This window comes from Devosia sp. (assembly GCF_036563435.1).
In the GTDB taxonomy this organism is placed as follows: Bacteria; Pseudomonadota; Alphaproteobacteria; order Rhizobiales; family Devosiaceae; genus Devosia.
The window spans coordinates 87,348-113,655 of record NZ_DATCMJ010000019.1 but is presented as its reverse complement, the minus strand read 5'-3'; the positions used below and the strand labels follow the sequence as shown (position 1 = coordinate 113,655).

Here is a 26,308-nt window from a genome sequence, read left to right as displayed (position 1 = left end):
TTCTCCTAGCGTCGCGCGACCAGCACGCCGCCGGCCAGGGCCAGCAGCGTGATGAGGCCCTGGATCAGCGTCTGGTAATCGAAGGGCAAGCCGGCAAAGAAGATGACATTGCCGATCATGCCGAGCACCAGCGCCCCCAGCACCGAACCAAAGGCGCTGCCCGAGCCGCCTGCCAGGGCCGTTCCGCCCAGAACCACGGCCGAAACAGAAGCCAGCGCCAGGGTGCGCCCCATCAGCGGGTCGCCGCTCGCGGTCTCGCCGGTCAGGCAGAGTGCCGCCGCCGCGGCAAAGAGCCCGCTCAGCACATAGGCAAGGACGCGGATCTGGCCGGTCTTGAGGCCTGTCTGAAAGGCTGCGGTGCGTTGTCCGCCAACGGCCGACAGGTGTTTAAAGAAGGGGCGGCGGCTGATCACCGCGATCACGACCAGCGCCAGGGCAAAGATCCACACCACCAGCGGCACCCCCAGAACGGCACCGCCATAGGTGCGCCAGTATTCCGCCGGCACCGGCAGGCCCGCCGTCGGCATGATCAGGAGCGCCAGGCCCCCAAAGATGATGCCGGTCGCAAAAGTCGTGACAATGGGCTGAAACCTCAGACCCGAGATCAGCAGGCCATTGAACAGCCCACAAGCAGCGCCCGTCACCATGCCAGCAAGGAGGCCCAGCAGGACCCCCGATGCACCGCCACCCAAGGCTGCTATGATCGTGACGGTGACGACATTGACCAGCGCCACGACCGGCCCGACCGAAAGATCGATGTCGCCGCCCAGCACCACATAGGTCTGTCCGATCGCCACCAGCACAACCGGCAGGAACACCGACAGGTTGGATTTGAGGACATTCGGCGTCACGAGGTTGGGCTGGAGAATCCAGTTGATGACAAAGAACACCACCAAGGCGCTCAGGGTCACGAGCCAGAGGCGGTTGCGGAACAGGGTCATGCCGCCTTCCCGTATGCTGCGTTGGTGAGATGGAAGGCGGTCAGCGTCTCGCCGCTTAGTTCTGCGGCAACCGATCCGGAATTGAACACCAGGATGCGGTCGCAGAGGCTGAGCAGTTCGGCGTCTTCGGAGGCATAGAAGATGATGCCGACGCCTTGGTCGGCAAGGCCTCGGACCAGCGCAAAGAAGTCGGCCTTGGCTGCAAGATCAATGCCCTTGGTCGGATCGTCGAGCAGCAGCACGGGCGAATTGGTCGCCAGCCAGCGGGCGATGAAGATCTTCTGCTGGTTACCGCCAGAGAGCGAGCCGATCGGCGCCTCTAGCCCGGCATATTTGGTGTTGAGCGCTGCGGCCGCGTCGGTGAAGCGCTGCTTGAGGTTGTTGGGCCAGACAAAGAACCGGCGCTCCTTGACGAGGCTTGCCGAAGCAATGTTCTCGAAGATGGAGCGGCCATGGTAGGCGGCGTCGCGCCCCCGGTCGCCCGACACATAGGCAAGCCCCGAGCGGATGGCATCGGCCGGCTTGCGCACCGTGATCGCCTTTCCATCCAGCATGACCGAACCGCCGGACAACGCATCGGCACCGAAAAGGCCCCGGAGCACGGCAGACTGGCCCTGCCCTTGGAGGCCGCCCAGCCCCAGGATTTCGCCGGGCCGGAGGGCAAAGGATACGTCCTGCAGGCGGCGGCTCGTGAGGTTGGTCACCTCGAGGCGGCTCTGGCTATTGGACGGCACCACCCGCGCCACGCGCTCGTTGATGGTGACTTCGCCCACCATGGCATGCACCACCGCTTCGCGCGTGGTTCCAGCCGTGCTGAAGCTCGCCACGGTCGCACCGTTGCGCATCACGGTGATCCGGTCGCAAATAGCAAAAATCTCGTCCATGCGATGGGAGATGAAGATGCTGGTGACGCCCTCGGCCTTCAACTCGCGCAGGATCTCGAAGAAGACGTCCACCTGGCGCCGGTCGAGCGCAGCGGTCGACTCGTCGAAGATGATGAGGCGCGGCTTCCGGGACAGGACCTTGAGGATTTCAACGATCTGCCGCTGGTCCGGGCTCAGGCGCGACACTGTGGCGTCGTGGCTGAAACCCTCGCCTGCTACCGCGGCAAAGCGGGCAAGCAAGGCTTCGGTATCGCGCTGCAGCGTCTTGCCGTCGAGAAAGCCACCTGCGCCCTTGCGCTCGTGGCCAAGGAAAATGTTGTCTGCAACCGAGAGCTGCGGGATGAGCGACAGTTCCTGGTAAAAGAGGCCGATGCCCAGGGCCTCGGCTTCGCGCGGGCTTTTAGGGTTAAGGTCCCGCCCCTCCCAGCGCAGCGTGCCACCGTCGCGTGCGATAGTGCCGGCGATAACTTTGGAAAGGGTCGACTTGCCCGAACCATTGGCACCCAACAGGGCATGGATCTCGCCCTTCTCCAGAGTCAGATCGCCCTTGGCCAGGGCCTGAACCGCACCGAACCGCTTGGTGATATTGCTGGCTTCGAGGACGGGGCTCATGGGAGATCCAGGCGGGAAGGGAAATGCAGAACAGGCCGGCGGGCCGGAGAAGCTGCCGGGCGGATGTCCGGGCGCCCCAGGCGCCCGGATGGTGGTCAATGCTTACTGGAAGAAGCGGGTCTTGGCTTCTTCAGGCGAGAGCACCTGGGTCACCGACCAGTGGCCGGGCTTGCCTTCGGCCTGCGCCACTGCTTCGGCAAGGTTCTCGTTGCTGATGAAGGGAATGTCGAGGAACATGGCATTGCCATAGACGCCGCCAAGGATGCCTTCCTTGAACTCGTTGCCCTGCAGGGCCAGCACGGCGACGTTGAGGGCCGAGGCCATCACGCCGGGCGGGTTCACCGAAGCGGCCGAGTTGTAGTTGTTGGCGCTCCAGAGGTCGAGGAAGTCCTTGCGCACTTCGCCAGTGGCGGCAATGTCCGCGGTCTTGCCGGCAGCCTCGATGGCGCGCCAGGCGCCGGCGGCCATGCCGTCCTGCACATAGACGCCATTGATGTCGGGATAGGTGGCGAGCAGGTTCTGCATAGTCTGCTGGCCCTGGGCCTGGTCCCAGTTGGCATTGGCTGCGTTGACGATCTCGATGCCCGAGTGAGCTGCCAGCGCCTCGTTGCAGCCGGTGGCGCGCATTTCGTTGGCCGGATGGCCGGCAACGCCGTTGATGGTCACGACCTTGCCTTCGCCGCCGAGCGTTTCGGCCAGCCAGGCGCAGCCCTTGCGACCGTAGTCGGTCTGGTCGATGCCGACATAGAGCGCGTCGGGCGAGCTGACTTCGGCGTCGGTGGCGATCACGAGGATCCCGGCTTCCTTGGCCTGGGCGAAGATCGGGTCGAAGGCGGTGGGGCTGTTGGGATTGATGATGATGGCGTTGACGCCTTCATTGATCATGTTGCGCACGGCGCCGATCTGGCCCTGCACGTCCACGTCCGAGCTCTGGATCACCAGTTCGATCTCGACGCCCTGCTCGCCCCAGGCTTCGGCAGCGGCCTGCGCCTCTTCGATCATCTGGGTGCGCCATTCCGACCCAACCCAACCATTGCTGAGGCCGATCTTGAAGCTTTCCTGCGACAAGGCAGAGCCGGTCATCAAGGCAAGCGTCGCCGCCGCCAGCACGATAGATTTCTTCATAAATGTCCTCCCATCCGACACTTCATGGCGCCGGCTCGATCCGAGCCAAGGCGGCCCGTGCTCTCGAATGTAACCGGTTACATTGCCTCGTCAAGGGATGAAAATGGTGCCGGCTGCCCCTCGCCCTGCGCTTTCGGTTGATTAGTTCAGCACCTGCCGCTTCGCATCAGAAGCGCTGAAGCTTATCGGTGTCGAATAGCGCAGTTCCACCCTGTTGCCGGTCTGGTCCGGATCGTTGGAGGTGCCGGCCGGAAGCATCGGATGCGTGCCAGTCTCGACATCACGGGCGATGCAGCCAATGCCGACCGCATCGAGGAACTGGAGCGCCGCGTCGTGTGCCTTGGCGGAGAACCGGTCTCTGAGCCGCAAGAACGAAGCGGCATCCACCCTGACCCGCTCAAAGCCAAACCCCTGCAGTGCGGTGAGTGCCGAATGCTCGGCAAGGAAATCGGTCACGATGATCCCCACGCCTAGCCCCTTGAACCGCTGCAGCGTTGCGGCTGCACAAGCATCGGCACTGCCCAGGGCAGAGGCCGGGATGACCAGGTCGAGCCGGCGTGGATCGAGCCCGGCACAGCGGAGGATGCGGGAGAGCTGTTCGTAGCAGGCCGAAGACAGGAGGCGATGGCAAGGGAGCGGCACGGCCAGCCGCAGCTGGTTTGGCCATAGCTGTGCTTCCGCAGCAGCCCGTTCGAACATCCAGGCGACGACGCGGTTCAAGAGGCCATGCTCTTCTGCCAGCGGAAGGAAGTCGCCCGCCTTTAGTCGGCCTTGCACGGGATGCTCCCAGCAGATGCTGGCCCGATAGCCCAGAAGGGTCCCATCGGCACCGCCGGTGAAGGGCTCGAAATCGAGGCCGAACTGTTCGCTGGCAAGCGCCTCGAGCAGTTCTGCCTCGACTTGCCGCTTGCGCTTGATGCGCGCCTCGAGCTCCGCGTCATAAAGCCGGACTGCTCCCCGGCCCGACTTCTTGGCTTCATAGAGCGCTGCGTCTGCATGAGCGTGCAAGGTCTCCGCCGGCACATCACCCTTTGCGGCAATGGCGACGCCGATACTGGTGCCAAAGGCGGGCAAGGCGGGATCGGACTGCGTCAACGCCCCGATGCGCGCCATCACCGCTTCGGCAAGCGCACGAGCCGTGGCGGGTTGCTGCTCCCCGCGCTGGACGATAGCGAACTCGTCCCCGCCCAGCCGGGCCACGAAGTCATTTGGACCTGCGGCATCCTTCAGCACATCGGCGACTTTTCGCAGCACAGCGTCGCCCGCCGCATGGCCGCGCGTGTCATTGATGGTCTTGAAGTTATCAAGATCGAGGCACAGCAGCGCCACGTGTTGGTCCTCCGGAGCCCTCTGCCCGAGCAAATGGGTCAGGCACAGGTCGAACTCCCGGCGATTGGCAAGGCCGGTCAGGGGATCGTGCCGCGCCAAATGGTCGATCATCCGCTCGGAGCGCCGGCGTTCCGTCAGGTCGCGCACAACGTAGACCAGGCTCTGGCGGCCGCGATACTCCAGTTCCCGGCTCAGGACCTCGACATCCACGCAGCTTCCATCGGCCTTGATCAACTCGCCGAAGCGGGTCGCCGCGTCGAAAAAGGCGGCCGGCTGGTGGGGCAGAATCTCGCTGACCTTCCTGCCGCGCAAATCGGCAGCGTTGCCGCCGTGGAGTTGGACCAGGCTGCGATTGGCCTCCACGATCCGGCCGTCCTGGACGAAGATGAGCCCTTCCATGGCAGCATCCGCCAATCCGCGCACGTCGGTGAGGTAACGGTCCATCAGGGCCGCCGCGCCTCCCAGGAGAACGATCGCCGAAGACACCGCGGCGACGATTGCCGCAAGCACCGGATGATCGATCGGAAAAAGGCTCCGCGCCACCACGAGCGGGTCGGGAACAAGCGTCACGGCGCCCATGGACGTGAAGTGCAGCGCGCAAACAGTCGTGGTGACCAGCACCGTTCCCGCAAGGATACGCCGATACCCCGTCAGGAACCGCACCGCCAGCAGGGACAGCGACCCAAAGAGGAAGCTCGAGCCCACTGCGACCGCAACTGGGCCGGGCGCGTAGGTCAGCCGCGCGGCAGCCGACACGGCGAGCATCCCCGTGAAGTGCATGGCCGAGATTCCAAGGCCAAAGAGGCAACCGGCCCCGATCACTCCTGGAAGGCTCGGCCACCGGAAGGCGGCCGTGAACGCCGCCCAGCACATGCCCATGGCAACCAGGATGGAGACGGCCGTGATCCCGGCGTCGTAGCTGATCGGGTAGCCGCCATCATAGGCCAGCATGGCAATGAAATGGGTTGCCCAGATGCTGGTGCCGCCGGTTGCCGCTGCCGCCGCGATCCAGACGCGCCGGTGATCGCGCGCGCAGTCCTGCGCCCGGGTCAGCATGATCACGGTGCTGAAAGCGCCGATCATGCACATGCTGATGGCGCCCGCGACGAAGCGCCAGTCATGTGTCGCGGCCAGGCAGGAAATTACCGAGAACATGGCGCCTCCATCGCGGGAGAAGCTGCCGTCATCCCCTTTCGGAGAGGTTGAACAAATGGTTAACCTTTTACGCACCACCCGCTTTGCTGTTGGTAACGCGACTGAGCGCCAGGCTCCTCAGCCCTCGAGTTCGTGCATCCGCCGCTGCAGGAATCGCCGCTCCGGCTCCTGCCGGCACAGGGCGAACGCCTGCTGGTAGGCGGCCAGCGCGTCCGCCCGCCGGCCGAGCCGACGCAGCATGTCGGCTTTTGCGGCATGGGCGAGATGGTATTCCGTGAGATCCCCCTTCTCCAGCAGCGCCTCGATCAGCGGCAGGGCCGCCTCGGCGCCACGTGCCATGCCGATGGCAACGGCGCGGTTGAGTTGCACCACCGGCGATGGTGCTGCGCGCATCAGCACGTCATAGAGGCCTGCGATCTCCGTCCAGTCCGTTGCTTCGGAACTTGCGGCAGCAGCATGAACTGCGGCAATCGCCGCCTGCAGTGTGTAGGGCCCGATATGACCGCTTGCGAAAGCCCGGCCGACCAGCGCCGTTCCCTCCTGCACCAATTCGGCATTCCAGGTGCTGCGATCCTGATCCGCGAGGAGCACGATCTCGCCCTCGGCACTTGTGCGCGCCGCACGGCGTGATTCGTGTAGCAGCATCAGGCCGAGCAGGCCCATGACTTCGGGTTCGGGCAGCAGATCGAGCAGGAGGCGAGCCAGCCGGATGGCTTCGTCGGAGAGGTCGACCCGCGCCACAAGGTCACCCGCGTTCGCCGAATAGCCCTCGTTGAAGACGAGGTAGATCACGCGCAGCACGGCATCGAGGCGCCGGTCCAGTTCACCGCGCTCGGGCACCTCGTAGAGCAGCCCCGCTTCCCTGATGCGGCTCTTGGCTCGTACGATCCGTTGCGCCATGGCCGGAGTGCGGGTCAGAAAAGCACGTGCCGTTTCCTCGGTGGTCAGCCCGCAAACCTCGCGCAAGGTCAGCGCGACCTGCGCTTCGGGCGCAAGCGCGGGATGGCAGCAGATAAAGATCAGGCGCAGCTGGTCATCCTCGAGCACCAGGTCCTCCCCCGCCGCCGTGTCCTCCGCCTCGTCCTGCTGCAACAGCAGCGCGTTCTGCACCGCCGCGAAGCGCGACCTGCGCCGCAGCTTGTCGAGCGCGCGGAAACGGCCGGCCGACACCAGCCAGGCGCTTGGATTGCCGGGCATGCCCTGCTCCGGCCACTGCCGGGCCGCCGCGAGGAACGCGTCATGCAGGGCCTCTTCGGCCAGGTCGAAGTCACGCAGCAAGCGGATCAGCGTCGCCAGCACTTTGCGCGAGTGCTGACGCCACGCCTGCTCCAGCTCGGCCGGGCCGCATGCACTCATGGCTAGAAGGTCATGACCGGCCGCACTTCGACGGCGCCGAGCCGCGCCATGGGAATGTTGCGGGCGATCTCCATGGCGGCGTCGGCATCGGCCACATCCACCAGGATGAAGCCGGCAACGACCTCCTTGCTTTCCATGAAGGGACCATCAGTGATCGTCGCCTCCCCGCCCCGCACCCGCACCGTCCGCGCCAGCTGGCGGCCCTCCAGCGCCTCGGCATGCACGTAGACGCCGCGCGCCATCAATCCCTGGTCATAGGCATAGGACTCTTCGCCCATGCGTGCCCAATCGTCCGGAGTCATGGCGCCGGCGAGATCGGTATCGACAACAACAAGGCACATATATCTCATAGCGCTACCCTTTCGAGCACGTCGAGCGGCCGGACTTCGATGGAACCCATGGTCGCGAGCGGCATCTTGCCGGCAAGCTGCAAAGCCTCGTTGAGGTCGCGCGCTTCCACGATGCAAAAGCCGCTCAGATGTTCCTTGGTTTCCATGAACGGGCCGTCCGTAGTGCTCAGCTCGCCGGACCACTTCCGCACAGTGATGGCTTCCGAAGGCGCCTTCAAGGGCTCGGCCATGATCCAGTGACCGCTTGCCTTGAGCTCGTCGTCATAGTCGAGCATGGCATTGCCGAAGCCATCCCGCTCGCTTTGGGACAACAGCTCGAACTTGGCCTCGTCGAGATAGATCAGGAATGCGTATCGCATAGGCGGTCTCCAATTGTTTCGACCATAGCCGAACGGAAGCAGCGGGTTTCGACTGCCACGGCAAAAAAGATTCCCAGTCGAAAGCGGCCGCTGCCGAACGACCAATCGCGTCACAACCGAAACCGATTGGAACCTCATATGATCGATATCCATACCGGCGCCATGCTGGGGCAGCTTTGCTCGTTTACCCCAGACGCCTTTTCCGAGTGGAAACGGCCGTCGGAAGCCAGGCTGATCCTCCTTTTCCGCGACCTTTCATCAAAGATACTCTTTGGTGGCATGGGGTCCCGTACCAGCAGGCCGGCCACATCCTTGCCGCTTCACAAAGACATCTGAAACGGGCGCTTGCGAACAAACAGAGAATGCGGTCCCTTGGGAGCCTATCTCAAGGACCGATTCATGCCTGTCGACACCGCTTTTCTTGATGCTCTCAACCCGGAACAGCGCCGGGCCGCCGAGCATGGCGTCGGCAGCGAAGCCGGGCCGCTGCTGGTTATTGCCGGCGCCGGCTCGGGCAAGACCAATACCTTGGCGCATAGGGTGGCAAATCTCATGGTCAACGGCGCGGATCCGCGCCGGATCCTGCTTTTGACCTTTTCGCGCCGGGCCGCTGCCGAAATGAGCCGCCGGGTGGAGCGGATCGCCTCGCGCGTGCTTGGCGTTGGCTCCGGTGCCGTCAGCGATGCCCTAACCTGGGCCGGAACCTTCCATGGCATCGGCGCGCGCCTCCTGCGCGAGCATGCACACGAGATCGGCCTCGATCCCGCCTTCACCATCCACGATCGCGAAGATTCCGCCGATCTCATGAACCTGGTGCGGCACGATCTGGCCTTCAGCGAAAAGGCCACACGCTTTCCCACCAAGGGGACGTGCCTTGCCATCTACTCGCGCGTGGTGAATGCCCAGGGCGACCTCGACGACGTGCTCAAGACGGTGTTTCCCTGGTGCGCCATGTGGGCGGGCGAGCTGCGCCAGCTCTTTGGCGCCTATGTTGCGGCCAAGCAGGCGCAGAACGTGCTCGATTACGACGATCTGCTGCTCTATTGGGCCGGCATGATGAGCGAGCCGGCCATCGCCGCCGAGGTTTCCGGCCGCTTCGACCATGTGCTGGTCGACGAATACCAGGACACCAACAGCCTCCAGGCCGCCGTTCTTCTGGCAATGCGTCCCGACGGTCGGGGGCTGACCGTGGTCGGCGACGACGCCCAGTCGATCTATTCCTTCCGCGCGGCGACCGTGCGCAACATCCTCGACTTTCCCGGGCATTTCAGCCCGGCAGCCGACATTGTGACGCTTGACCGCAACTACCGCTCCACCCAGCCCATCCTGGCTGCGGCCAATGCAGTCATCGAGCAGGCCACCGAGCGCTTCACCAAGAATCTCTGGTCGGAACGGCCGTCGGAAGCCAAGCCGCTCCTGGTCACCGTCAAGGATGAGGCCGACCAGGTCGGCTATGTGGCCGATTGCGTGCTCAGGAACCGGGAGGCGGGAACGCCGCTCAAGCAGCAGGCCGTGCTGTTCCGCACCTCGAGCCATTCGGGTCCGCTCGAGATCGAACTCACCCGCCGCAACATCCCCTTCGTCAAGTTCGGTGGGCTCAAGTTTCTGGACGCTGCCCACATCAAGGACATGCTGGCCATTCTCCGCTGGGCCGAGAACCTGCGCGATCGGGTTGCCGGCTTTCGCGTGCTGCAACTGCTCCCCGGCATTGGCCCCACGACGGCTGGCCGCGTGCTCGACGCGCTCGACAGCAACCCCAACCCGGCCTGGGCGCTCTCAGAGGTTCCTCCGCCACCCAAGGCTGGGCAGAACTGGATCGGGCTTGTGGAGCTTGTCGGCAAGCTCAGCAAGCGGGAGACCGCCTGGCCGCTCGAACTGGCCCAGGCGCGGCACTGGTATGAGCCGCTGATGGAAGGGCAGTACGAAGACGCCGCGACACGTGTTCCCGACATCATCCAGCTCGAGCAGATTGCCTCCGGCTATCCAAGTCGCGAGAAGTTCCTGACCGAACTGACGCTGGATCCGCCCGAGGCCACCAGTGATCAGGCCGGCGTTCCGCTGCGCGACGAAGACTACCTGATCCTCTCCACCATCCATTCCGCCAAGGGCCAGGAATGGAAATCGGTCCATGTGCTCAACGTCGTCGATGGCTGCATTCCGTCCGACCTCGGGACCGGCTCGGCGCACGAGCTCGAGGAGGAGCGCCGCCTGCTTTATGTGGCGATGACCCGCGCCAAGGACGAGTTGCACCTCCTTGTGCCGCAGCGCTTCTATGTCACCCAGCAGACGCGCAATGGCGACCGGCACCTTTACGCGCAGCGCACCCGCTTCATTCCCCGCACGATGAAGCCCCTGTTCGAGGATATTCTGTGGCCACCTGTAGCCCCGATCCGCAGCGACCTCCTGCCTAAGACAGGGATATCGGTGGATCTCGCATCCCGCATGCGCGGCATGTGGTGAAGCGGACCGCCCACCTGGGCATCCCGCGGCAGGCGGTACGTCAGCGCAATTCCCGAACTTGAGGAACGAACCAGGCGGCGAGCTATTGGCATCCCTATGCTGGGTCCGCTGCATTTTAAGGTAAGATGGTCACGTTACCGACCGGAGAAAAAGCGGCTGGAATTCAGCGCCTCAGGCACCCACAACGGCATCCGGTTCACGGCAGTCACCGATGTTCACTGCGCCAAGGCACCGGCATCCCCGGAAAACGTGCATCTGGTCGCCCTGCTCCGTCTGACCGAAATATTCAGCCGCCCCAGCGCCTCCGGCCGGTAAGTTTGAGTCCTTCAGGCACTTGGTTGCAAACCGGCTTCGCTAGCACTGTGCAGCTGCTTGTAGCCGCCGCCGAAAAACAGCAACGGCTGGCCTTCTCCGTGCCGATAGCCGGTGACTTCGCCAACAAAGATCAGATGATCTCCGGCATCCGGCGCCTGGGTAATTCGGCACGAGAACTGTGCGAGCGCGTGCTTGACCACCGGAATGCCCTCGAGGTCCTCGAACTCAACATCGACGCCCGCCCCCTTTCGTGACGAAAAGTGCCGCGAAAGGTGCTCTTGTTCATGCGCCAGGATCGACAATCCATAGTGGCCGGCTTCCAGCAAGGCCTGCTTCATGGTGGCGCGATGGTCGATGCAGACCAAAACCAGCGGTGGCGCCAGGGAGACCGAAGTGAAGGAATTGGCCGTCATGCCATGCACGCGCTCGCCTGAACGTGTCGTGACGATAAGGACGCCGGTGGCGAACATGCTCAGAGCCCGGCGCAACAGCGCCGGGTCGAGCGAAGGAAGCGGGGATGTCATGCCGCCCTCCGCAAGAAGGCATCGGTCAGTGCCGGATCGGTGATGGTGGGGAAATAGGTCCTTGGATCATTGAAGCCGTTGACGAACCAATGGGCAATCCGCGCATCCATTTGGGCAGCACCCAGGATCCGGACCATGTGGTCGGGTGGAGGCAGCAACATGTTGTTGGTCCAGGCCACGACGAACTGCGCATAGTCCCAGTAATGGTCAAATGCCGATTGCATGAACGGGGCGTCAAAGGGGCGATTACCGTGCGCGACAATGGCAGCGTGGTAGGTGGCGGCGCAGTGGCTGGCATTGTTGGCGCCCTGCCCAGTGATGGGATCGTTGAGGCAGACCGTATCGCCCATCCCCAGCGCATGAGCACCCGAGGGCAGCCTCAGCACCGGCTTGCGCACGGTGGGAGCGAACCGGCCGGCGAGGATGCCCCGGTCATCGGTCAGGGTCACGTCCTTGGCTCGCGCATACTCGTCGGGCAGATATTCTCTGAGAATCCGCAGGCTCTCTGCCAGGTGCTCGGCCGGCGTTGTGACTGCCGCCCACCTGTCCATCGGCCCGCCGACCAAACCTTCGAACACCATGATTTCGCAGGGTCCGCTGAGGGTCAGCGCCGGAAAAACGAAGTACTCGCCGACGCCAGGGATCAGGTTGAAATTAACCGCCGAATGCTCGGCACGCGGCGTCATGCCGTGCACATAGGTCAGCGCCAGGGACCGTTGCGGCTTGTCGAAGGGCGAGCGGCTGTCGTCGCGCTCGAACAGCCGCCCGATCTCGCCCTTCCCAGAGGCAACGACGACCAGGTCGCACTCCTTCGAAAGAGCTTCGAGGCCCGCCTTATCAACATCGGCGATGCGCAGGTCGCCGCCAAGTCGCTCGAACTCTTCCATCCAGCGCGGCATCTTGATGCGCTGGTCGACCGACTTTCCCGGCCGATCCAAGCGTGACGACCAGCTGAGTGCCGTATTGCCGCCGGGCACCAGCGAAAACTGGATGCCTTCGACGGGCGGCGCGTCGTGCCAAAAGTCGAGACCCAGCCGGCGTTCGCTCTCGAGCGCCCGATCGAACATGCACTGGCTGGACGTCACCCGGCCATCGCCGATCTGCGCCGCCGTCTGGTTGGAGGTCATGACGACCTCGTACCCATCTCTCCGCAGACCGATGCCCAGCTGCAGCCCGGCCTGGCCGGCGCCCACGATACCTATTTTCCTCATAGCATTTCCCTGCATTGCCTTTGGACCATGCGGGGATAGTGGCCTTGGCCGGTGCCTCCCGGCTATGCAGGCAGTGCTGCAGCTATGCGGCGAATGCGGAAAGTCAGCAGGTCAGCGGCGGCGCAGGGTTTCCGACGGCGCTTCGCCGAAGGTCGCCTTGTATTGCGCGGCAAAGCGCCCGAGCTGGTAGAAGCCCCATTGCGTCGCGATCGTCGTCACCGTCTCGTTGTCGCCCGCATCGAGCAACTGCTGGCGCACCCGCGCCAGGCGGACACTGCGCAGATGCGCCAGCGGCGAGGTGTCGCGGAAGCGGCGGAAGCCGTCGAACAGCGCCCGGGCGCTGACGCCACTGACGGCGATGAGATCGCCCACAGTCAGGGGCTTGTCGGCATTGTCCTCGATATAGGCCTCCACCAGCCGCACATGGCGCGGGGCAATGGAGTTCTGCCGAATGCCCAGGCGCGCCGTATGGCTATGCGGCTGGCAATCGAGCAGGCTCACCAGGAGCAGTGACTCGTGGAGGCTGGTCGCCAGCGCGTTCGGCATGGCCTCGGGCCCTTCGAGGCTGTCCATGAGGAGGCGCAGCATGCCCCACCATTGCGCGCCCCGCCCCGACAGCGGCATGGCGAGGTCGAAGCGGATATGGGGCACCGGCGCGCCGCCCAGCATGTTGGACAGTTGCCGCTCCAGCGCCTCGCGATCGATGCGCAGCATGAGCTTGGCGCAGTCGGCGGTCCACTGCATGACGGTCGGATCTTCCGGCCCAAGGATGGTGCCGCAGGCGAGGCCGCCCTCGGCCTCCTGCCGGCCATGGCGGATGGTGGAAGATCCCGAATAGGGCAGCATCAGCAGGTAGAAGTCGCCCAGTTCGCCAGGGTCGATCTCGACGTCGGCGCCATAGCTCATGGCCCCGACGGAGATGCTGCCCAGACGGGCCATGTTCTGCCAGGCATCAAGGCGCCGGGCGCGGTGGCGCGGCTGGAGCCGGTGATCGCAGAAGACGCGGGCGACCTGCTGGCGCGCCTCGTCCACTTCGGCGGTGGCAAATCGGGCATAGCGAGAAAGGGGTTGCTGCAAGACCATCGAACGTTCTCCCCGACGTCGGTGCTGCTGTTGCCCCTCAATAGCGACGCAGCGCGGGCGCGACCCCACCCAAAGGAGTGGGCCTTCGACGATTGCCTGTCCGCACCCGCACAAAAGCAAAGGGCGACCCTGGTGGGTCGCCCTTCAAAAGCGTGGTGGCGCCGATCAGGGAGCCAGCTGGAAGTCCTTAGGACCATCGAAATTGGGCTTTGGGTCTTCCTTTGGCGCATCCTGGAAGTCCTTGGGGCCGTCGAAGTTCGGCTTGGGGTCTTCCTGCGGGGCGTCCTTGATGTCCTTGGGCCCCTGCAGGCCACCGCCACCATTGCCACCGCCGCCATTGCCGCCATTACCATTGCCGCCAGGGCCATTGTCCGACGACGAGGCAACGATGCTGCCGGCCGGCGGAAGCGTGCCGATGACGCGGACCACGTCGATCTGCCGCTCGATGCCCGGCCAGTTGCAATAGGCCTGGCGCGGATGGAAGTACTCGCAACTCACCGCAACCGACGGCGTATTGCAGCTCACGACCGAACCCGCCTTGGCGTAGGCGCCGCCGTGATGCTCGCAGCGATACTGGAAGCCTTCGAGCGAGCTCACCATAAGGCGTGTGGCAGCCAGGCTCGGAGCGGTGGCCGTCGTATAGCCGATGGCAGCGACGGCAAGGGCGATAGAGAGCGAAAGCGTCTTTTTCATTTTGGATCCTCATCTGCGCACAAGGTGCGCTGTTGTTGCAGAGCCTCGCGGGCTCCAGACATTCCGTTCAGGAACATGAGGAGGAACATTGCAGATCGGCCGGAACCGGCTATGCCGCCACTGCCAAGCCTGTCCGCAGAGTGCAGGAATGTGCGGAAATCGCGCCAACCGGCATGCGTGAGAGCCGCGCGTCGTCGGCTCCTGCCTCCGTTCGGCCATGACTCCGCCGTTTTTGAGCTCTATCGCCGCGCCCAGGAAAATGCGCTAGAGTGCCCCCATGGCTCAGACACACACATCCTTCCGCACCCCAATGGCGCTTGGCGCCGCGGCCATGCTGGCTCTGGCGGTTGCGGGTTGTTCGATGAGCGGGTTGAAGCCGGCGCCGGGCGGTGCCAAGGCGGCGCTCGCCAGTTTCGCGACACCGGCGGCAACGCCCGCTGGGCATGTTCCCGACGCCACCGCCGTGCCGGCAGCACCCAGCGCGCTGGGCTATGCCAGCGGTTCGCTCGACCCGCTGATCGCCCACTATTCGGAACACTACAAGGTGCCCGAGGCGCTGGTGCGACGCGTCATCGTGCGCGAGAGCGGCTATAATCCGGCGGCGCGCAACGGACCCTATTACGGGCTGATGCAGATCAGCCACGCCACGGCTTCCGGGCAGGGTTATCGTGGGTCGCCGTCGGGCCTGCTCGATGCCGAAACCAATCTCCGCTACGCCGTGCGCTACCTTGCCGGTGCCTATGTCACGGCAGGCGGCAATCAGGACCAGGCCATGCGCCTCTACGCCCGCGGCTACTATTATGATGCCAAGCGCGCCGGGCTCCTCGAAGAGGCCGGACTCCGCTAGGCGCTTCCTCCAGGAACCTTCCTGCTGCTGCGGCATTCGGGGTTATTGGTCTGGGGGAGACATCATTGCGCGCGCCGATCCCGATTACCGTTCGACCCCATCGGGAGATCGTGTGGGATCCCATCCGCACCGAGCTGCGCAATGTCGCGGACAAGTCGCCGCTCATGGTCTGGATCACCGAGCCGGACGGCTACTGCATCTACCTCAACCAGAACTGGTATGATTTCACCGGCCAGCAACCAGGCGCCGGCGAGGGCGACGGCTGGTGCCAGGCTGTGCATGTCGACGATCAGCTCCTGGCGCTGAATGCCTTCCGCGATGCGACGGGCGGGCAGTCTACCTACCTTACCGAATATCGGCTCTGCCGGCGCGATAGTCAGTACCGCTGGGTCGTCGCCGTCGGTCATCCCTATTTCAACCAGGACGGAACTCTGGGCGGCTATATCGGCTCCGATGCCACGCCCGATGGCATGGGCCTGGCGCGCCAGGCGGCAGGGTCGGTGCTGACGCCGCGCGAGCGCGAGGTGGTGCAGTGGGTCGCCCAGGGCAAGACCTCGGCGGAGGCCTCAATGATTATCGGCATTTCGCCGCGCACCGTCGAGCAGCATGTGCAGGCCGCCATGGTCAAGCTGGGTGCCACCAACCGGGTGCAGCTGGCGGTCGAAGCCGCCCGGCGCGGAGAAATCCAGATCTAGGCGCTGGCGCCGCCGCGACCCTGCAGGAGCTTGCCGATCTGCGTTGCGAGGTCGGCCTGATGGTAGGGCTTGGCCAGGCGCGGCAGGTCGGTTGTCGTGCCCGAAGGCAGGTCGGCATAGCCCGTCGCCAGGAGCACCGGGAGGTCGGGCCGCAATTCGCGCGCCTTCTCGGCCAGTTCCACACCCGTCATGCCCGGCATGGCATAGTCGGTGATAAGAGCATCGACATGCGCGTCCGACGCCAGGATCTCGAGCGCCTGCTTGCCCGAATAGGCCTCCAGCGCCTTGTGGCCAAGATCCTCGACCATGTCGACGGTGTTCATGTTGATCAGCGCATCGTCGTCGACCACCAGGATGGTGGAGGCCTGCGGCGCAGCAACGGTTTCAACGGCCATTTCCATCACTTCCCTGACCGGGGCTGCCGAGACCGGCAGCCAGAGCTCGGCTGTGGTTCCCTGCCCCAGTTGACTACGGAGCCGCAAGGCGCCGCCCAATTGCACGGCAAGCCCGTGCACCATCGATAGACCAAGACCTGTACCTTTGCCTAATTCCTTGGTGGAAAAAAATGGCTCAATTGCGCTGGCCAACGTTTTGGCGTCCATGCCCGTTCCCGTGTCGCTCACGGCAAGGCGCAGATAGCGGCCGCTGAGCTCGGGATCGTCATTGCGCTCCTCGAGTTCGAGGCTCAGGTGTCCACCATCGGGCATGGCGTCGCGCGCGTTAACGGCGAGGTTGAGGATCGCCAGCTCGAGCTGGTTGGCGTCGACCTTTGCCGGCGGCAGGTCGGGAGCGATGGCAAAGCGCACGGTGATCAGCGGCCCGATGGAGCGCTCGATCAGCCCGCGCATGCCATCGAGCAAGGCGCTGAGATCGGTCGGTTCGGCCTTGAGGTCCTGCCTGCGGGCAAAGGCCAGGAGGCGTGCGGTTAGCGAGGCGCCGCGGTGGGCGCCCTTGAGCGCCCCCTCGATGAAACGCTGGATCTGCGGATCGTCCGGCAGGCGCTTGCGCAGGAGTTCCAGATTGCCCTGGATCGCGGCGAGGAGATTGTTGAAGTCATGCGCCACGCCGCCGGTCAGCTGGCCGATGGTTTCCATCTTCTGGGCCTGGCGCAGCTGTTCTTCGGCGCGGCGGCGATCGGTGATCTCGCGGAAGAAGGCGGCGCCGCCCACGATCTGTCCCTCGCCGCCCCGCAGCGGGGCGTGCTGGCTTTCCAGCACCACCTGCCCGCTGGCATTGGTCGAGAGTTCGATCTCCTCGATCGGCCCGGCCACGCCCGCCAAAGCATCACGGAGCCGAGGCTCGATCGTGTCGCTTTGTTCCTGGCCGATTACTTTGGCGAGCGGACGCCCGAGCACGGCAGGCGCCGGCAGGCCGAAGATGCGCTCCATCACCGGGTTCCAGATGGTCACCCGCAATTCGGTGTCATAGGCCACGATGCCGGCCGGCACGCTGGTCAGCAGCAGGCCCGAAAGCGCCCGTTCGCCGCGCAGCGACTGCTGGGTGCGTTCGCGTTCGGCGGCCACGGCGGCGAGCAGGCGCTCGCGCTCTGCCTCCGCCGCCTTGCGTGCGGTGATGTCGCTGACCACGCCCACCAGCGTCCGCGGCCGTCCACTGCGGTCGGTCAGCACACGCGCCCGCATGTCCACCCAGTGCTCGCTCCGGTCGGGCCAATGGATGCGGAATTCGAGTACAAGGTCGGCACCCGCCATGCCATCGTCGAAGGCGCGCTGCACCCGGCGCTGATCGGGCAGCGACACCGCCTCGACGAGGTCGGCAAAGGTGAACTGGTCTTCCGGTCCGCGGCCGAAACAGGCCTTGAACTGGTCCGAGCCGGTGAGGACCAGTTCGACCACGTCCAGCTCCCAGGAACCCATGCGGCCGGCCAGCAGCGCAGTCTGCAGCCGCTGCTCGGCCTCAACGGTTTTCTCGAGGTAGCGGCGCGACTGGTACTGCCGGCGGCGGCCGCGCAGGGCATTTTCGACAACCCCGATCAGCGCCGTTGGATGAAACGGCCGCTCGAGAACGATCACGTTCCCCAGCGTAGCATGCAGCTGCGCCATCATGGGCAACTGCTCCTGGTTGCGGCCGCTTTCACCCAGAACGATGATGGGAAAGTCCGACCAGGTCGGCTGCCTTTCGATCCACTGCCTGATGGCGGTGAGATCGGCATATTGCACCGCCTCGCCCGCCACCACGGCGAGCCCTGCCCCCTCCTCCATGCCACCGACCAGTTCGGCAATGGAGCCGCAGACCACGGCCTGCCGGCCCGCTCCTTGAAGCAGGGCAGCCGCCACCGCCGCGTCGCGGCCGCGCGGCGCCAGGATCAGGGCGCGCTCGGAGTTGATCAAACCTCGACGTCTCCGCTGGTCGGCCCAAAGCGGGGATCCGGTTCGCTGCCCAGCAGTGGAGCAGGCTCTCCCGTATAGGTGGGTACGCCGCGCAGCACACCCTGGAAGTTTTCGAGCGGCTGGCCGATGGAGATGCCATTGCTTCCGATGCGATACTCGCGGATCGTGTCTTCATGCTGTCCGCTGCGCTTCTTGATCACCGAGATGGCGCGGCGCACCCGTCCGACGGCCTCGAAGTAGCGCAAGAGGATGACGCTGTCGGCCAGGTAGGTGATGTCCACCGGCGACTTCATGTCACCGACGAGGCCATGCTGGGCCACGGTGATGAAGGTCGTGGCGCCCTGTCGGTTGAGGTATTGCAGCAGTTCGTGCATGTGCAGCAGCAGCGATTGCTCTTCCGGCATGGCCGCTTGGTAGCCGTTGAGACTGTCGATCACCACCGTCTTGACGCCGGCATGGGCAACGCGCTCCCGCACCTGATGGGCAAACTCCCCAGGCGACAGTTCGGCGGCATCCACCTGCTCGATGATGAGGTCGCCGCGGTCCTGCAAACCCTCGAGATCAATCCCCATCGCCTTGGCGCGGTTGAACAAGAGGCCCAGCTCTTCATCGAAAATGAACAGCGCCGCCTTTTCACCCCGCTCCACGGCGGCGCGGGCGAAATGAAGGGTCAGGAGCGACTTGCCCGACCCTGACGGGCCAAGCACCAGGGTGCTCGAGCCGCGCTCGATGCCACCACCCACCAGGGCATCCAGTTCGGCTATGTTGCTGGTGAGCGGCGCGCGGTCATAAATGGTGCGATGCTCGTTGGCCACGAGCCGCGGGAAGACGCTGACGCCGCCATGCTTGATGGTGAAGTCGTGGTAACCGCCGCGATAGGCCTGACCGCGATACTTGATCACGCGCAGGCGGCGGCGCTCGGCGCCGTAGGTGGGCGCCAGTTCGTCGAGCCGGATCACGCCATGCGCCACCGAATGGACGGTCTTGTCATTGGCGTCGCTGGTCAGGTCGTCGAGCATCAGGACGGTCGCGCCATTGCGGGCGAAATAGTGCTTGAGCAGCAAGATTTGACGGCGGTAGCGCAGTGAGCTCTGCGCCAGGAGGCGGATCTCGGAAAGGGAATCGAGTACGATGCGGTCGGGCTTGGCCTGTTCCACCGCGGCAAACATCGACTTTGTGGCTTCGCCCAGTTCGAGGTCCGACGAATAGAGCAGGGTCTGCTGCTGCTCGCTGTCGAGCAGGCTTTCGGGGGGCGCCAGCTCAAACACTTCGAACTTGTCGTCAATCTCCCAGCCATGCGAATTGGCGGTAAGGCGCAGCTCGCCCTCGGTTTCCGAAAGGGTGACATAGAGGCCTTTTTCGCCCCGCTGGTGCCCTTCGAGGAGGAAGCTCAGCGCAATGGTGGTCTTACCGGTGCCGGGGCTGCCCTCCAGCAGATAGAGGTGGCCGCGAGCCAATCCGCCCACAAGGATATTGTCCAGTCCGGGAACGCCGATCATGGCTTTGTCTTGCGCGGCGGTCTCGGGCATGCAGCTTACCATCCATCGGTTCGAGGTGGGCCGCTTCAGCCCAGCTTGCGGGAACGGTTATATTTGTGGTCGGGTTCCCCGGTCCAGAGCCCTTTTGACGCGGCGCAATCTCGCTTAAAGTCCCCGCTCGCTTCAGACTGGAATCGCCACATGCATCTGCTGCTCGTCGACGGCTCGGGCTATATCTTCCGCGCCTTCCATGCCCTGCCCCCGCTCAATCGCAAGTCCGATGGCCTCCCCGTCGGCTGCGTGCAGGGCTTTTGCAACATGCTGTGGAAGCTCATGGAAGACCTCAAGGGCGAGGACGAGCCCACCCACATGGCTGTCATCTTCGACGCCAAGGGCAAGACCTTCCGCGACGATTTCTTTCCCGACTACAAGGCACAGCGCCCGGCCGCCCCCGAAGAGCTGGTGCCGCAATTCCCGCTGACGCGCTCCGCCACCCGCGCTTTCAATATCCCCTCCATCGAAATGGAGGGCTGGGAGGCCGACGATATCATCGCCACCTATGCCTGCATGGCGCGCGACCATGGCGGCAAGGTCACCATCGTCTCCTCCGACAAGGACCTGATGCAGCTGGTCGAGCCCTCGGGCTCGATCCGCCTCCTGGACACCATTCCCCGCCCCGGCCAGCCGCCGCTGCGCTGGATCGGCGTCGAGGAAGTGTTCAACAAGTTCGGTGTTTCCCCCGACAAGGTCATCGACGTGCAGGCTTTGTGCGGCGACACGGTCGACAACGTCCCCGGCGTCCCCGGCATCGGCGTCAAGACCGCCGCCGAGCTCATCAATACCTTTGGCGACCTCGAAACCCTCCTCGAGCGCGCCACTGAAATCAAGCAGAATGCCCGCCGCGAAAAGCTCATCGCCAATGCCGAGCTGGCACGCATATCTAAGCGCCTCGTCACCCTCTCGCGCGACGTGCCGGTGGAGCTCGACCTCGGCGCCCTTGCGCGCCAGCCGATCGAGCCGGGCAAGCTCTTTCCGTTCCTGAAAGCCATGGAATTTGCCACCATCACCAAGCGCCTCGCCGGGCTCCTCGGCGCCGATCCCGATGCCTGGGATCCCGATCCCGAATTGGCCGTCAAGCAGACCGGCCCCATTGGCTTCAACAACGAGGCCCGCGCCGAGGCCCGCGCCCAGCGCACCGAGGCCTCCGGCAAGGCCGAGGCGCCGCTGATCCGACACGCCGCCGCCGAGCACCAGCGCGTCAAGGCCATCCCCTTCACCCCCGAAGCCTACGAGATCATCCGCGACCGCGATCACCTCCAGCAGTGGATCGACCGCATCTATTTCACCGGCCATGTGGCGACCGATACCGAAACCACCGGCCTCGACAACCAGACCGCCGACCTTGTCGGCATCAGCTTCTCCGTCACCCCCGGCACCGGGGCCTACCTGCCGCTGGGGCATGCCTCGAGCGAAGGCGACATGTTCGGCACAGGCAAGGCCGTGGGGCAGATGGACATGCGCGAGGCGCTCGACATGCTCCGGCCCCTCTTCGCCGACCGCTCCATCCTCAAGATCTTCCACAATGCCAAGTATGACCTTGGCCTGCTTGCCCGGTACGACATCGCGGTCAATTCCGTCGATGACACGCTGCTCCTGAGCTATTCGCTCGACGGCCCGCAATACAACACCATGGCCGAGCTCGCCGATCATTGGCTGGGCGTCCCCGGCACCCCGATCAAGGACCTGATCGGTACAGGCAAAACCCAGATCACCTTCGCCCAGGTCGAGATCGACAAGGCCGCCCGCTACGCCGCCGAAGACAGCGACATGACGATCCGCCTCTGGCAGGTCCTGAAACCCCGTCTTGCCGCGGAGAACATGACCACGGTCTATGAAACCCTCGAGCGCCCCCTCGCCCCGGTGCTGGCGCGCATGGAAGGGCGCGGCATCTCGGTCGACCGGCAGATCCTTGCCCGCCTGTCGGGCGATTTCGCCCAGCGCGCCGCGGCGCTCGAGGCCGAGGCCTATGAGCTGGCCGGTTCCTCGTTCAATCTCGGCTCGCCCAAGCAGCTGGGCGAGATCCTCTTTGATCGCATGGGGCTCGAAGGCGGCACCAAGACCAAGACCGGTGCCTGGTCCACCGGCGCCGACGTGCTCGAAGACCTCGCCGCCAAGGGCGTGCCGCTGGCGCGCACCATTGTCGACTGGCGCCAGCTCACCAAGCTCCAGGGCACCTATACCGATGCCCTCCCCAACTACATCAATCGCCGCACCGGCCGCGTCCACACCACCTATTCTCAGCATTCGGTGCTGACAGGCCGCCTCTCCTCCAACGACCCGAACCTCCAGAACATCCCGATCCGCACCGCCGACGGCCGCAAGATCCGCACCGCCTTCGTCGCTGCCCCCGGCAAGGTCCTGATCTCGGCCGACTATTCGCAGATCGAGCTGCGCGTCCTCGCCCATATCGCCGATATCCAGGCGCTCAAGGATGCCTTCGAGGAGGGCCTCGATATCCATGCCATGACCGCCTCGGAAATGTTCGGCGTCCCTGTGGAGGGCATGCCGTCCGACGTCCGCCGCCGCGCCAAGGCCATCAATTTCGGCATCATCTACGGCATTTCCGCCTTTGGCCTTGCCAACCAGCTGGCCATTCCGCGCGGCGAGGCGGGCGACTACATCAAGACCTATTTCGAGCGCTTCCCCGGCATCAAGGACTATATGGACAGCCAGCGCCGCCGCGTGAAAGCCGACGGGTTCGTGTCCACCATCTTCGGCCGCAAGATCAACTTCCCCAACGCCAATTCCTCCCATCCGGCCGAGCGGAGCTTTGTCGAACGCGCCTCCATCAACGCCCCCATCCAGGGCTCGGCCGCCGACATCATTCGCCGCGCCATGATCCGCATGGAGGGCGAGCTCCAGAAGGCCAGGGTCGAAGCCGACATGCTCCTCCAGGTGCATGACGAACTGATCTTCGAAGTCCCCGAAGGCACGGAGGACCAAGCCATCCCGGTCATCAAGCGCGTGATGGAAAACGCGGCCGAACCCGCGGTCCGGCTGTCGGTGCCGATCCAGGTCGACGCCCACGCCGCGCATAACTGGGACGAGGCGCACTAACTTCGCCGGTGGTCTGCGCAGCAGATGAAAGGCTCCAGTGGAGCCCTTCAAACCAAGAAGGCCATGAGAGCTATGCTCGAATGGCTAAGGCTGCCTTCGGCGGTGAAATCGCTCCAGTGGAGCGATTTCAGGCTTCCAGGCCCGGAGAGCTACGCTCGCAGGGCCCAGCCGTGCCACACGCACCGAGAGGCACCTCCCCCACCCCCCGCCCGTCACCCTCGGGCCCGACCCGAGGGCTCTTCACTTACGGAGCTTCAGCCAAGTACAGTCCCCTTGGGTCAAGCCCGAGGGTGACGGTCGGTGCGAGCCACCATTCCGCCACCAACTCAGATCGTCACCCTCGGTCAAGCCCGAGGGCTCTTCACTTGACGATCTCGTCCCAAAGGTCACGCCACTCCGGATTGTGCTCCTCGATGAGCGAGTCTTTCCACGCTCGATACCAGCGCTTCAGCGTCTTCTCCCGCTGGATCGCAACGACGATGCTGTCATGCACCTCATAATGCACCAGCCGCTTAATATTGTTCTTGCGCGTATACCCTCGGCCAGCCCTTCGCGGTGCTCATACACGCGACGCACCAGGTCATTGGTCACCCCGATATAGGTGCGGCCCGGCGCATGTCGGCAAGGATGTAGGTATACGCAGCCATGCCCAATGATTGGAAGTGAAGCCCCCTCGGGTCAAGCCCGAGGGTGACAATCAGGAGTGTTGCATCCCTGTGCCCCCAAGCACCGCATCGTTCCATAGGCACAACATCAACCCACCCACAGACCGTCACCCTCGGGCTTGACCCGAGGGCTCTGCACTGCCTCACTCTCCCCATGACCAACCCCACCGAAATCTCCCTCACCGGCGGCGGCCGCACGGCGGTGTCGCGCATCGGCGACGTGGTTCACCGCCAGACCGGCCCCTGGGCGCCTGCCGTCCACAGGCTCCTCCGCCATCTCGAACAGGAAGGTTTCACCGCCGCCCCGCGCGTCGTCGGCAGCGGTTTCGACCGCCAAGGCCGCGAAACCCTTTCCTTCCTCCCCGGCACCTCGCCCCATCCCGGCCCCTGGCCGGAAGAAGCGATGTTCACCCTCGGCCAGATGCTGCGGCGCTTCCACGACATCAGCCGCCGCTTCACGCCACCTGAAGACGCCCAATGGCGCCCCTGGTTCGGCCGGACCCTCGGCACCGGACCACGCCTGGTCGGCCATTGCGACCTCGGCGACTGGAACATCATCGCCCAGGGCGGCCAACCCACCGGCTTCATCGACTGGGAACAGGCCGGCCCGGTCGATCCGCTGGTCGAACTCGCCCAGCTCTGCTGGCTCAACGCCCACCTTTTCGACGATGACCTCGCCGAGCGTCTCAACCTGCCCCCACTCGCCACCCGCGCCCGCTACCTCCGCGCCATCACCGACGGCTACGCCCTCGCCCCCCGCGACCGCCCCCGCCTCGTCCCCACCATGATCGAACTGGCCATCGCCGACGCCGCCAACGAAGCAGCGGAAGCGGGGATTACGATGGAGAGCACAGGGCCGAGCGAGGCACTGTGGGCCATGGCGTGGCGGGCAAGGAGTGCAGCTTGGATGGGAAGGAATAGGGAGGTGTTGGAAGGGGCGCTTACCTAGCGATCTCGCAACGCTTCCGGCCCTTTCTATAGTTCCGCCGATCCACTCTCTCGCACAACTACAAGTTGGCGGTGGATGGAGGCGTCCGATGCTTGATTTACAGTTTGCTTTTGATGGAAGCTGACTTCGAGGGCTTTCGATGAAATCTGATAAGATTGTAATTGCGGCAGGGGCCAACATCGGCGCCAACTCCGCTGAGAATGACGACAGTTTCCTTTTCGACGCTTTCGTGTCGAATCCTGTGCTGGCTTCAGTTCAAGGTCACCCCCAACAAAAAAACTTTGTGTTGGGTCGAACAGGATCAGGCAAGACTGCAATATTACGGATTATCGAGAGAGGGGAAGAACGTCCACAACGCATCAACGTCTACGACATGGCGATGACATACGTCGCCAACTCAGACATATTTGCCTTCCTTGATAGCGTGGATGCACCGCTTAATCTTTTCTTTCAGTACATGTGGAAGCATGTTCTACTTTTAAATTTTATTCAGGTCTATTTCCAAGTGAATGACTTGAACTCGTCACGATCCTTGTTCGAGAAGCTGAACGACAGATATAAGAAAGACCCTCGAAGGACAAAGGCGCTAGAATATTTGTCTCTCTGGCGAGACAAATTTTGGATCACGGCTGACGAGTCTGTGAAGGAGATCAGTGAGAAGCTGGAGGAAAAGGTTCATGCGGACCTCGGGATCGAGGTCGAAAAATTCTCCGCGAGAGCGGGTTACGCCAGCACCTTAAGCAAGGACAAGAAGACTCAGCTAGACCGACGCATAAAGCAGATCATTAGCCCTCAACAGCTAGCAGATATATCTGCGGTGATCTCAATGCTTGGAGAGTTCGTACAAACTCAGAAATATCAGAAGCACGCCTCCATCTTCATCGATCAGATCGACGAAAATTGGGTCGATGAGGCGGTTCGCTTCAAACTAATTCGCGGTCTAATCGAAGCGGTCCGTGTGTTCCGGTCGATTGGAAATTGCAGCATCTCCGTAGCGCTGCGTATCGACGTCTATCAACGCGTAATCCAGGAAACGTCCGATAGCGGGTTTCAGGCTGACAAGTACGAAGACTACTTCGCCAGAATAAAGTGGAATGAGAAGCAGCTTTTCGAAATAGCAAACAAGCGTATTGGACTCCTATTTCGGCGACAGTACACCAACGCAAATGTCCACTTTTCCGATATATTCAGTCATAATGTTGGGCAGGTAGACCCGTTTCAGTACATCGTGCGCCGAACCCTGAACCGTCCTCGGGACGTTATCGCATTCGTAAATTATTGCCTGGAACAGGCGGTAGATAGTCGGCAGGTTACTGCGCAGAATATTCGAGATGCCGAGGGTTTTTACTCGAGCAAGCAACGTGACGCGCTTATTGCCGAGTGGAAGGCGGCGCTTCCTAGCCTCGACGTATGTTTGCGTCTTCTCTCGCGGCGGCGACATGTCTTCGAGGCAAAGGAACTGGTGGAGGGCAGTCAGTGGCAAGACTTCGTTATAGGTGCCAGCGCAATCGCCAATGCACCACTTGATCCTATCGTAAGGCTGTCCATCAATACTTTGCAGCCGAATGCAGGTAGCAGCCAAGATGAATTATTACGAACAGCGGTGAGCGAGCTTTATCGTGTCGGGGCAGTAGGGCTCAAAACGCCTTCAGTCGAAAGGTACCTCTGGTCCCACCTGGACACTCCGATCATGTCCCCTGATGTGATCGACGGAACAAGCAGGCTGCACATACATCCCATGTTGCACAGAGCGCTCTTGGTTGATGCACGTGAACCCACTAGCCGTTGAGGCGAGAGTCACCATCTCTACAC

19 protein-coding genes and 2 pseudogenes are annotated in these 26,308 nt (G+C 63.8%); 7 read left to right on the top strand and 14 right to left on the bottom strand.

All coding sequences use genetic code 11. The features are described 5' to 3' along the window. Positions 1 to 5: 5 nt before the first annotated feature. The 7 genes from VIL88_RS17080 to VIL88_RS17050 all read right to left on the bottom strand — a co-directional run bounded on the left by VIL88_RS17080 (position 6) and on the right by VIL88_RS17050 (position 8,111). Positions 6 to 941 carry an ABC transporter permease gene (locus tag VIL88_RS17080; protein WP_331990819.1) on the bottom strand — a complete coding sequence of 312 codons (936 nt, stop codon included), beginning with the start codon at positions 939 to 941 and terminating at the stop codon, positions 6 to 8. Then, the gene (locus tag VIL88_RS17075) at positions 938 to 2,437 is read right to left on the bottom strand and encodes a sugar ABC transporter ATP-binding protein (RefSeq protein ID WP_331990818.1); all 1,500 of its coding nucleotides are present in this window, start codon (positions 2,435 to 2,437) and stop codon (positions 938 to 940) included. The genes VIL88_RS17080 and VIL88_RS17075 overlap by 4 nt, the downstream gene beginning before the upstream one ends. A 102-nt stretch (positions 2,438 to 2,539) precedes the next feature. Continuing rightward, positions 2,540 to 3,562 (bottom strand): substrate-binding domain-containing protein, encoded by a 1,023-nt coding sequence (locus VIL88_RS17070; protein ID WP_331990817.1) that lies wholly within the window; start codon positions 3,560 to 3,562, stop codon positions 2,540 to 2,542. Positions 3,563 to 3,703: 141 nt separating this feature from the next. Then, positions 3,704 to 6,046, bottom strand: a complete 2,343-nt coding sequence (locus tag VIL88_RS17065) for a bifunctional diguanylate cyclase/phosphodiesterase (protein WP_331990816.1) — start codon at positions 6,044 to 6,046, stop codon at positions 3,704 to 3,706. A 117-nt stretch (positions 6,047 to 6,163) separates the two neighbouring features. Then, positions 6,164 to 7,402, bottom strand: coding sequence for an RNA polymerase sigma factor (locus VIL88_RS17060; protein WP_331990815.1), 1,239 nt, complete (start codon positions 7,400 to 7,402; stop codon positions 6,164 to 6,166). A 2-nt stretch (positions 7,403 to 7,404) separates the two neighbouring features. Further along, a complete protein-coding gene (locus VIL88_RS17055; protein WP_331990814.1) occupies positions 7,405 to 7,743 on the bottom strand; it encodes a YciI family protein in 339 nt (112 codons plus the stop codon). 5 nt (positions 7,744 to 7,748) lie between these two features. Beyond that, positions 7,749 to 8,111 (bottom strand): YciI family protein, encoded by a 363-nt coding sequence (locus VIL88_RS17050; protein WP_331990813.1) that lies wholly within the window; start codon positions 8,109 to 8,111, stop codon positions 7,749 to 7,751. A gap of 138 nt (positions 8,112 to 8,249) precedes the next feature. Here VIL88_RS17050 and VIL88_RS17045 point away from each other — a divergent pair, with 138 nt between their 5' ends. Together VIL88_RS17045 and VIL88_RS17040 are read left to right on the top strand one after the other, a co-directional pair. Beyond that, entirely contained in the window at positions 8,250 to 8,447 is a 198-nt protein-coding gene (locus tag VIL88_RS17045; RefSeq protein WP_331990812.1) for a hypothetical protein, read from the top strand. Positions 8,448 to 8,510: 63 nt separating this feature from the next. Next, complete coding sequence (locus VIL88_RS17040) at positions 8,511 to 10,571, top strand: ATP-dependent helicase (protein WP_331990811.1); 2,061 nt, start codon at positions 8,511 to 8,513, stop codon at positions 10,569 to 10,571. A gap of 326 nt (positions 10,572 to 10,897) precedes the next feature. Here VIL88_RS17040 and VIL88_RS17035 read toward each other — a convergent pair whose 3' ends face one another. From VIL88_RS17035 to VIL88_RS17020, 4 genes are all read right to left on the bottom strand, one after another. Then, entirely contained in the window at positions 10,898 to 11,410 is a 513-nt protein-coding gene (locus tag VIL88_RS17035) for a flavin reductase family protein (RefSeq protein ID WP_331990810.1), read from the bottom strand. After that, positions 11,407 to 12,621 carry a styrene monooxygenase/indole monooxygenase family protein gene (locus VIL88_RS17030; protein ID WP_331990809.1) on the bottom strand — a complete coding sequence of 405 codons (1,215 nt, stop codon included), beginning with the start codon at positions 12,619 to 12,621 and terminating at the stop codon, positions 11,407 to 11,409. Before VIL88_RS17030 ends, VIL88_RS17035 begins: the two co-directional genes overlap by 4 nt. Before the next feature lie 111 nt (positions 12,622 to 12,732). Next, on the bottom strand, positions 12,733 to 13,704 hold the full coding sequence (locus tag VIL88_RS17025) for an AraC family transcriptional regulator (RefSeq protein WP_331990808.1): 972 nt from the start codon (positions 13,702 to 13,704) through the stop codon (positions 12,733 to 12,735). Between the two features lie 165 nt (positions 13,705 to 13,869). Next, on the bottom strand, positions 13,870 to 14,397 hold the full coding sequence (locus tag VIL88_RS17020) for a hypothetical protein (RefSeq protein ID WP_331990807.1): 528 nt from the start codon (positions 14,395 to 14,397) through the stop codon (positions 13,870 to 13,872). Positions 14,398 to 14,776: 379 nt separating this feature from the next. Here VIL88_RS17020 and VIL88_RS17015 point away from each other — a divergent pair. Together VIL88_RS17015 and VIL88_RS17010 are read left to right on the top strand one after the other, a co-directional pair. After that, positions 14,777 to 15,330: pseudogene (locus tag VIL88_RS17015) on the top strand (transglycosylase SLT domain-containing protein); the annotation flags it as partial. 24 nt (positions 15,331 to 15,354) lie between these two features. Beyond that, positions 15,355 to 15,939, top strand: a complete 585-nt coding sequence (locus VIL88_RS17010; RefSeq protein WP_414650163.1) for a LuxR C-terminal-related transcriptional regulator — start codon at positions 15,355 to 15,357, stop codon at positions 15,937 to 15,939. On the opposite strand, the gene VIL88_RS17005 is transcribed toward VIL88_RS17010, so the two are convergent. Together VIL88_RS17005 and VIL88_RS17000 are read right to left on the bottom strand one after the other, a co-directional pair. Beyond that, entirely contained in the window at positions 15,936 to 18,287 is a 2,352-nt protein-coding gene (locus VIL88_RS17005; RefSeq protein ID WP_331990806.1) for a hybrid sensor histidine kinase/response regulator, read from the bottom strand. The two genes, VIL88_RS17010 and VIL88_RS17005, sit on opposite strands and share 4 nt — an antisense overlap. Next, positions 18,284 to 19,816: an ATPase domain-containing protein gene (locus VIL88_RS17000; RefSeq protein WP_331990805.1), complete on the bottom strand. Its 1,533-nt coding sequence runs from the start codon at positions 19,814 to 19,816 to the stop codon at positions 18,284 to 18,286. The genes VIL88_RS17005 and VIL88_RS17000 overlap by 4 nt, the downstream gene beginning before the upstream one ends. Before the next feature lie 150 nt (positions 19,817 to 19,966). Here VIL88_RS17000 and polA point away from each other — a divergent pair, with 150 nt between their 5' ends. Further along, the gene (gene polA, locus VIL88_RS16995; RefSeq protein ID WP_331990804.1) at positions 19,967 to 22,882 is read left to right on the top strand and encodes a DNA polymerase I; all 2,916 of its coding nucleotides are present in this window, start codon (positions 19,967 to 19,969) and stop codon (positions 22,880 to 22,882) included. Positions 22,883 to 23,243: 361 nt separating this feature from the next. Here the strand turns inward: polA and VIL88_RS16990 are convergent. Continuing rightward, positions 23,244 to 23,529 (bottom strand): annotated as a pseudogene (locus VIL88_RS16990) (GIY-YIG nuclease family protein). Between the two features lie 172 nt (positions 23,530 to 23,701). Between VIL88_RS16990 and VIL88_RS16985 the strand changes: the two are divergent. Together VIL88_RS16985 and VIL88_RS16980 are read left to right on the top strand one after the other, a co-directional pair. Further along, positions 23,702 to 24,496, top strand: coding sequence for an aminoglycoside phosphotransferase family protein (locus tag VIL88_RS16985; RefSeq protein WP_331990803.1), 795 nt, complete (start codon positions 23,702 to 23,704; stop codon positions 24,494 to 24,496). A 139-nt stretch (positions 24,497 to 24,635) separates the two neighbouring features. Continuing rightward, the gene (locus VIL88_RS16980) at positions 24,636 to 26,285 is read left to right on the top strand and encodes a P-loop ATPase, Sll1717 family (RefSeq protein WP_331990802.1); all 1,650 of its coding nucleotides are present in this window, start codon (positions 24,636 to 24,638) and stop codon (positions 26,283 to 26,285) included. The last annotated feature ends 23 nt before the right edge of the window (positions 26,286 to 26,308 follow it).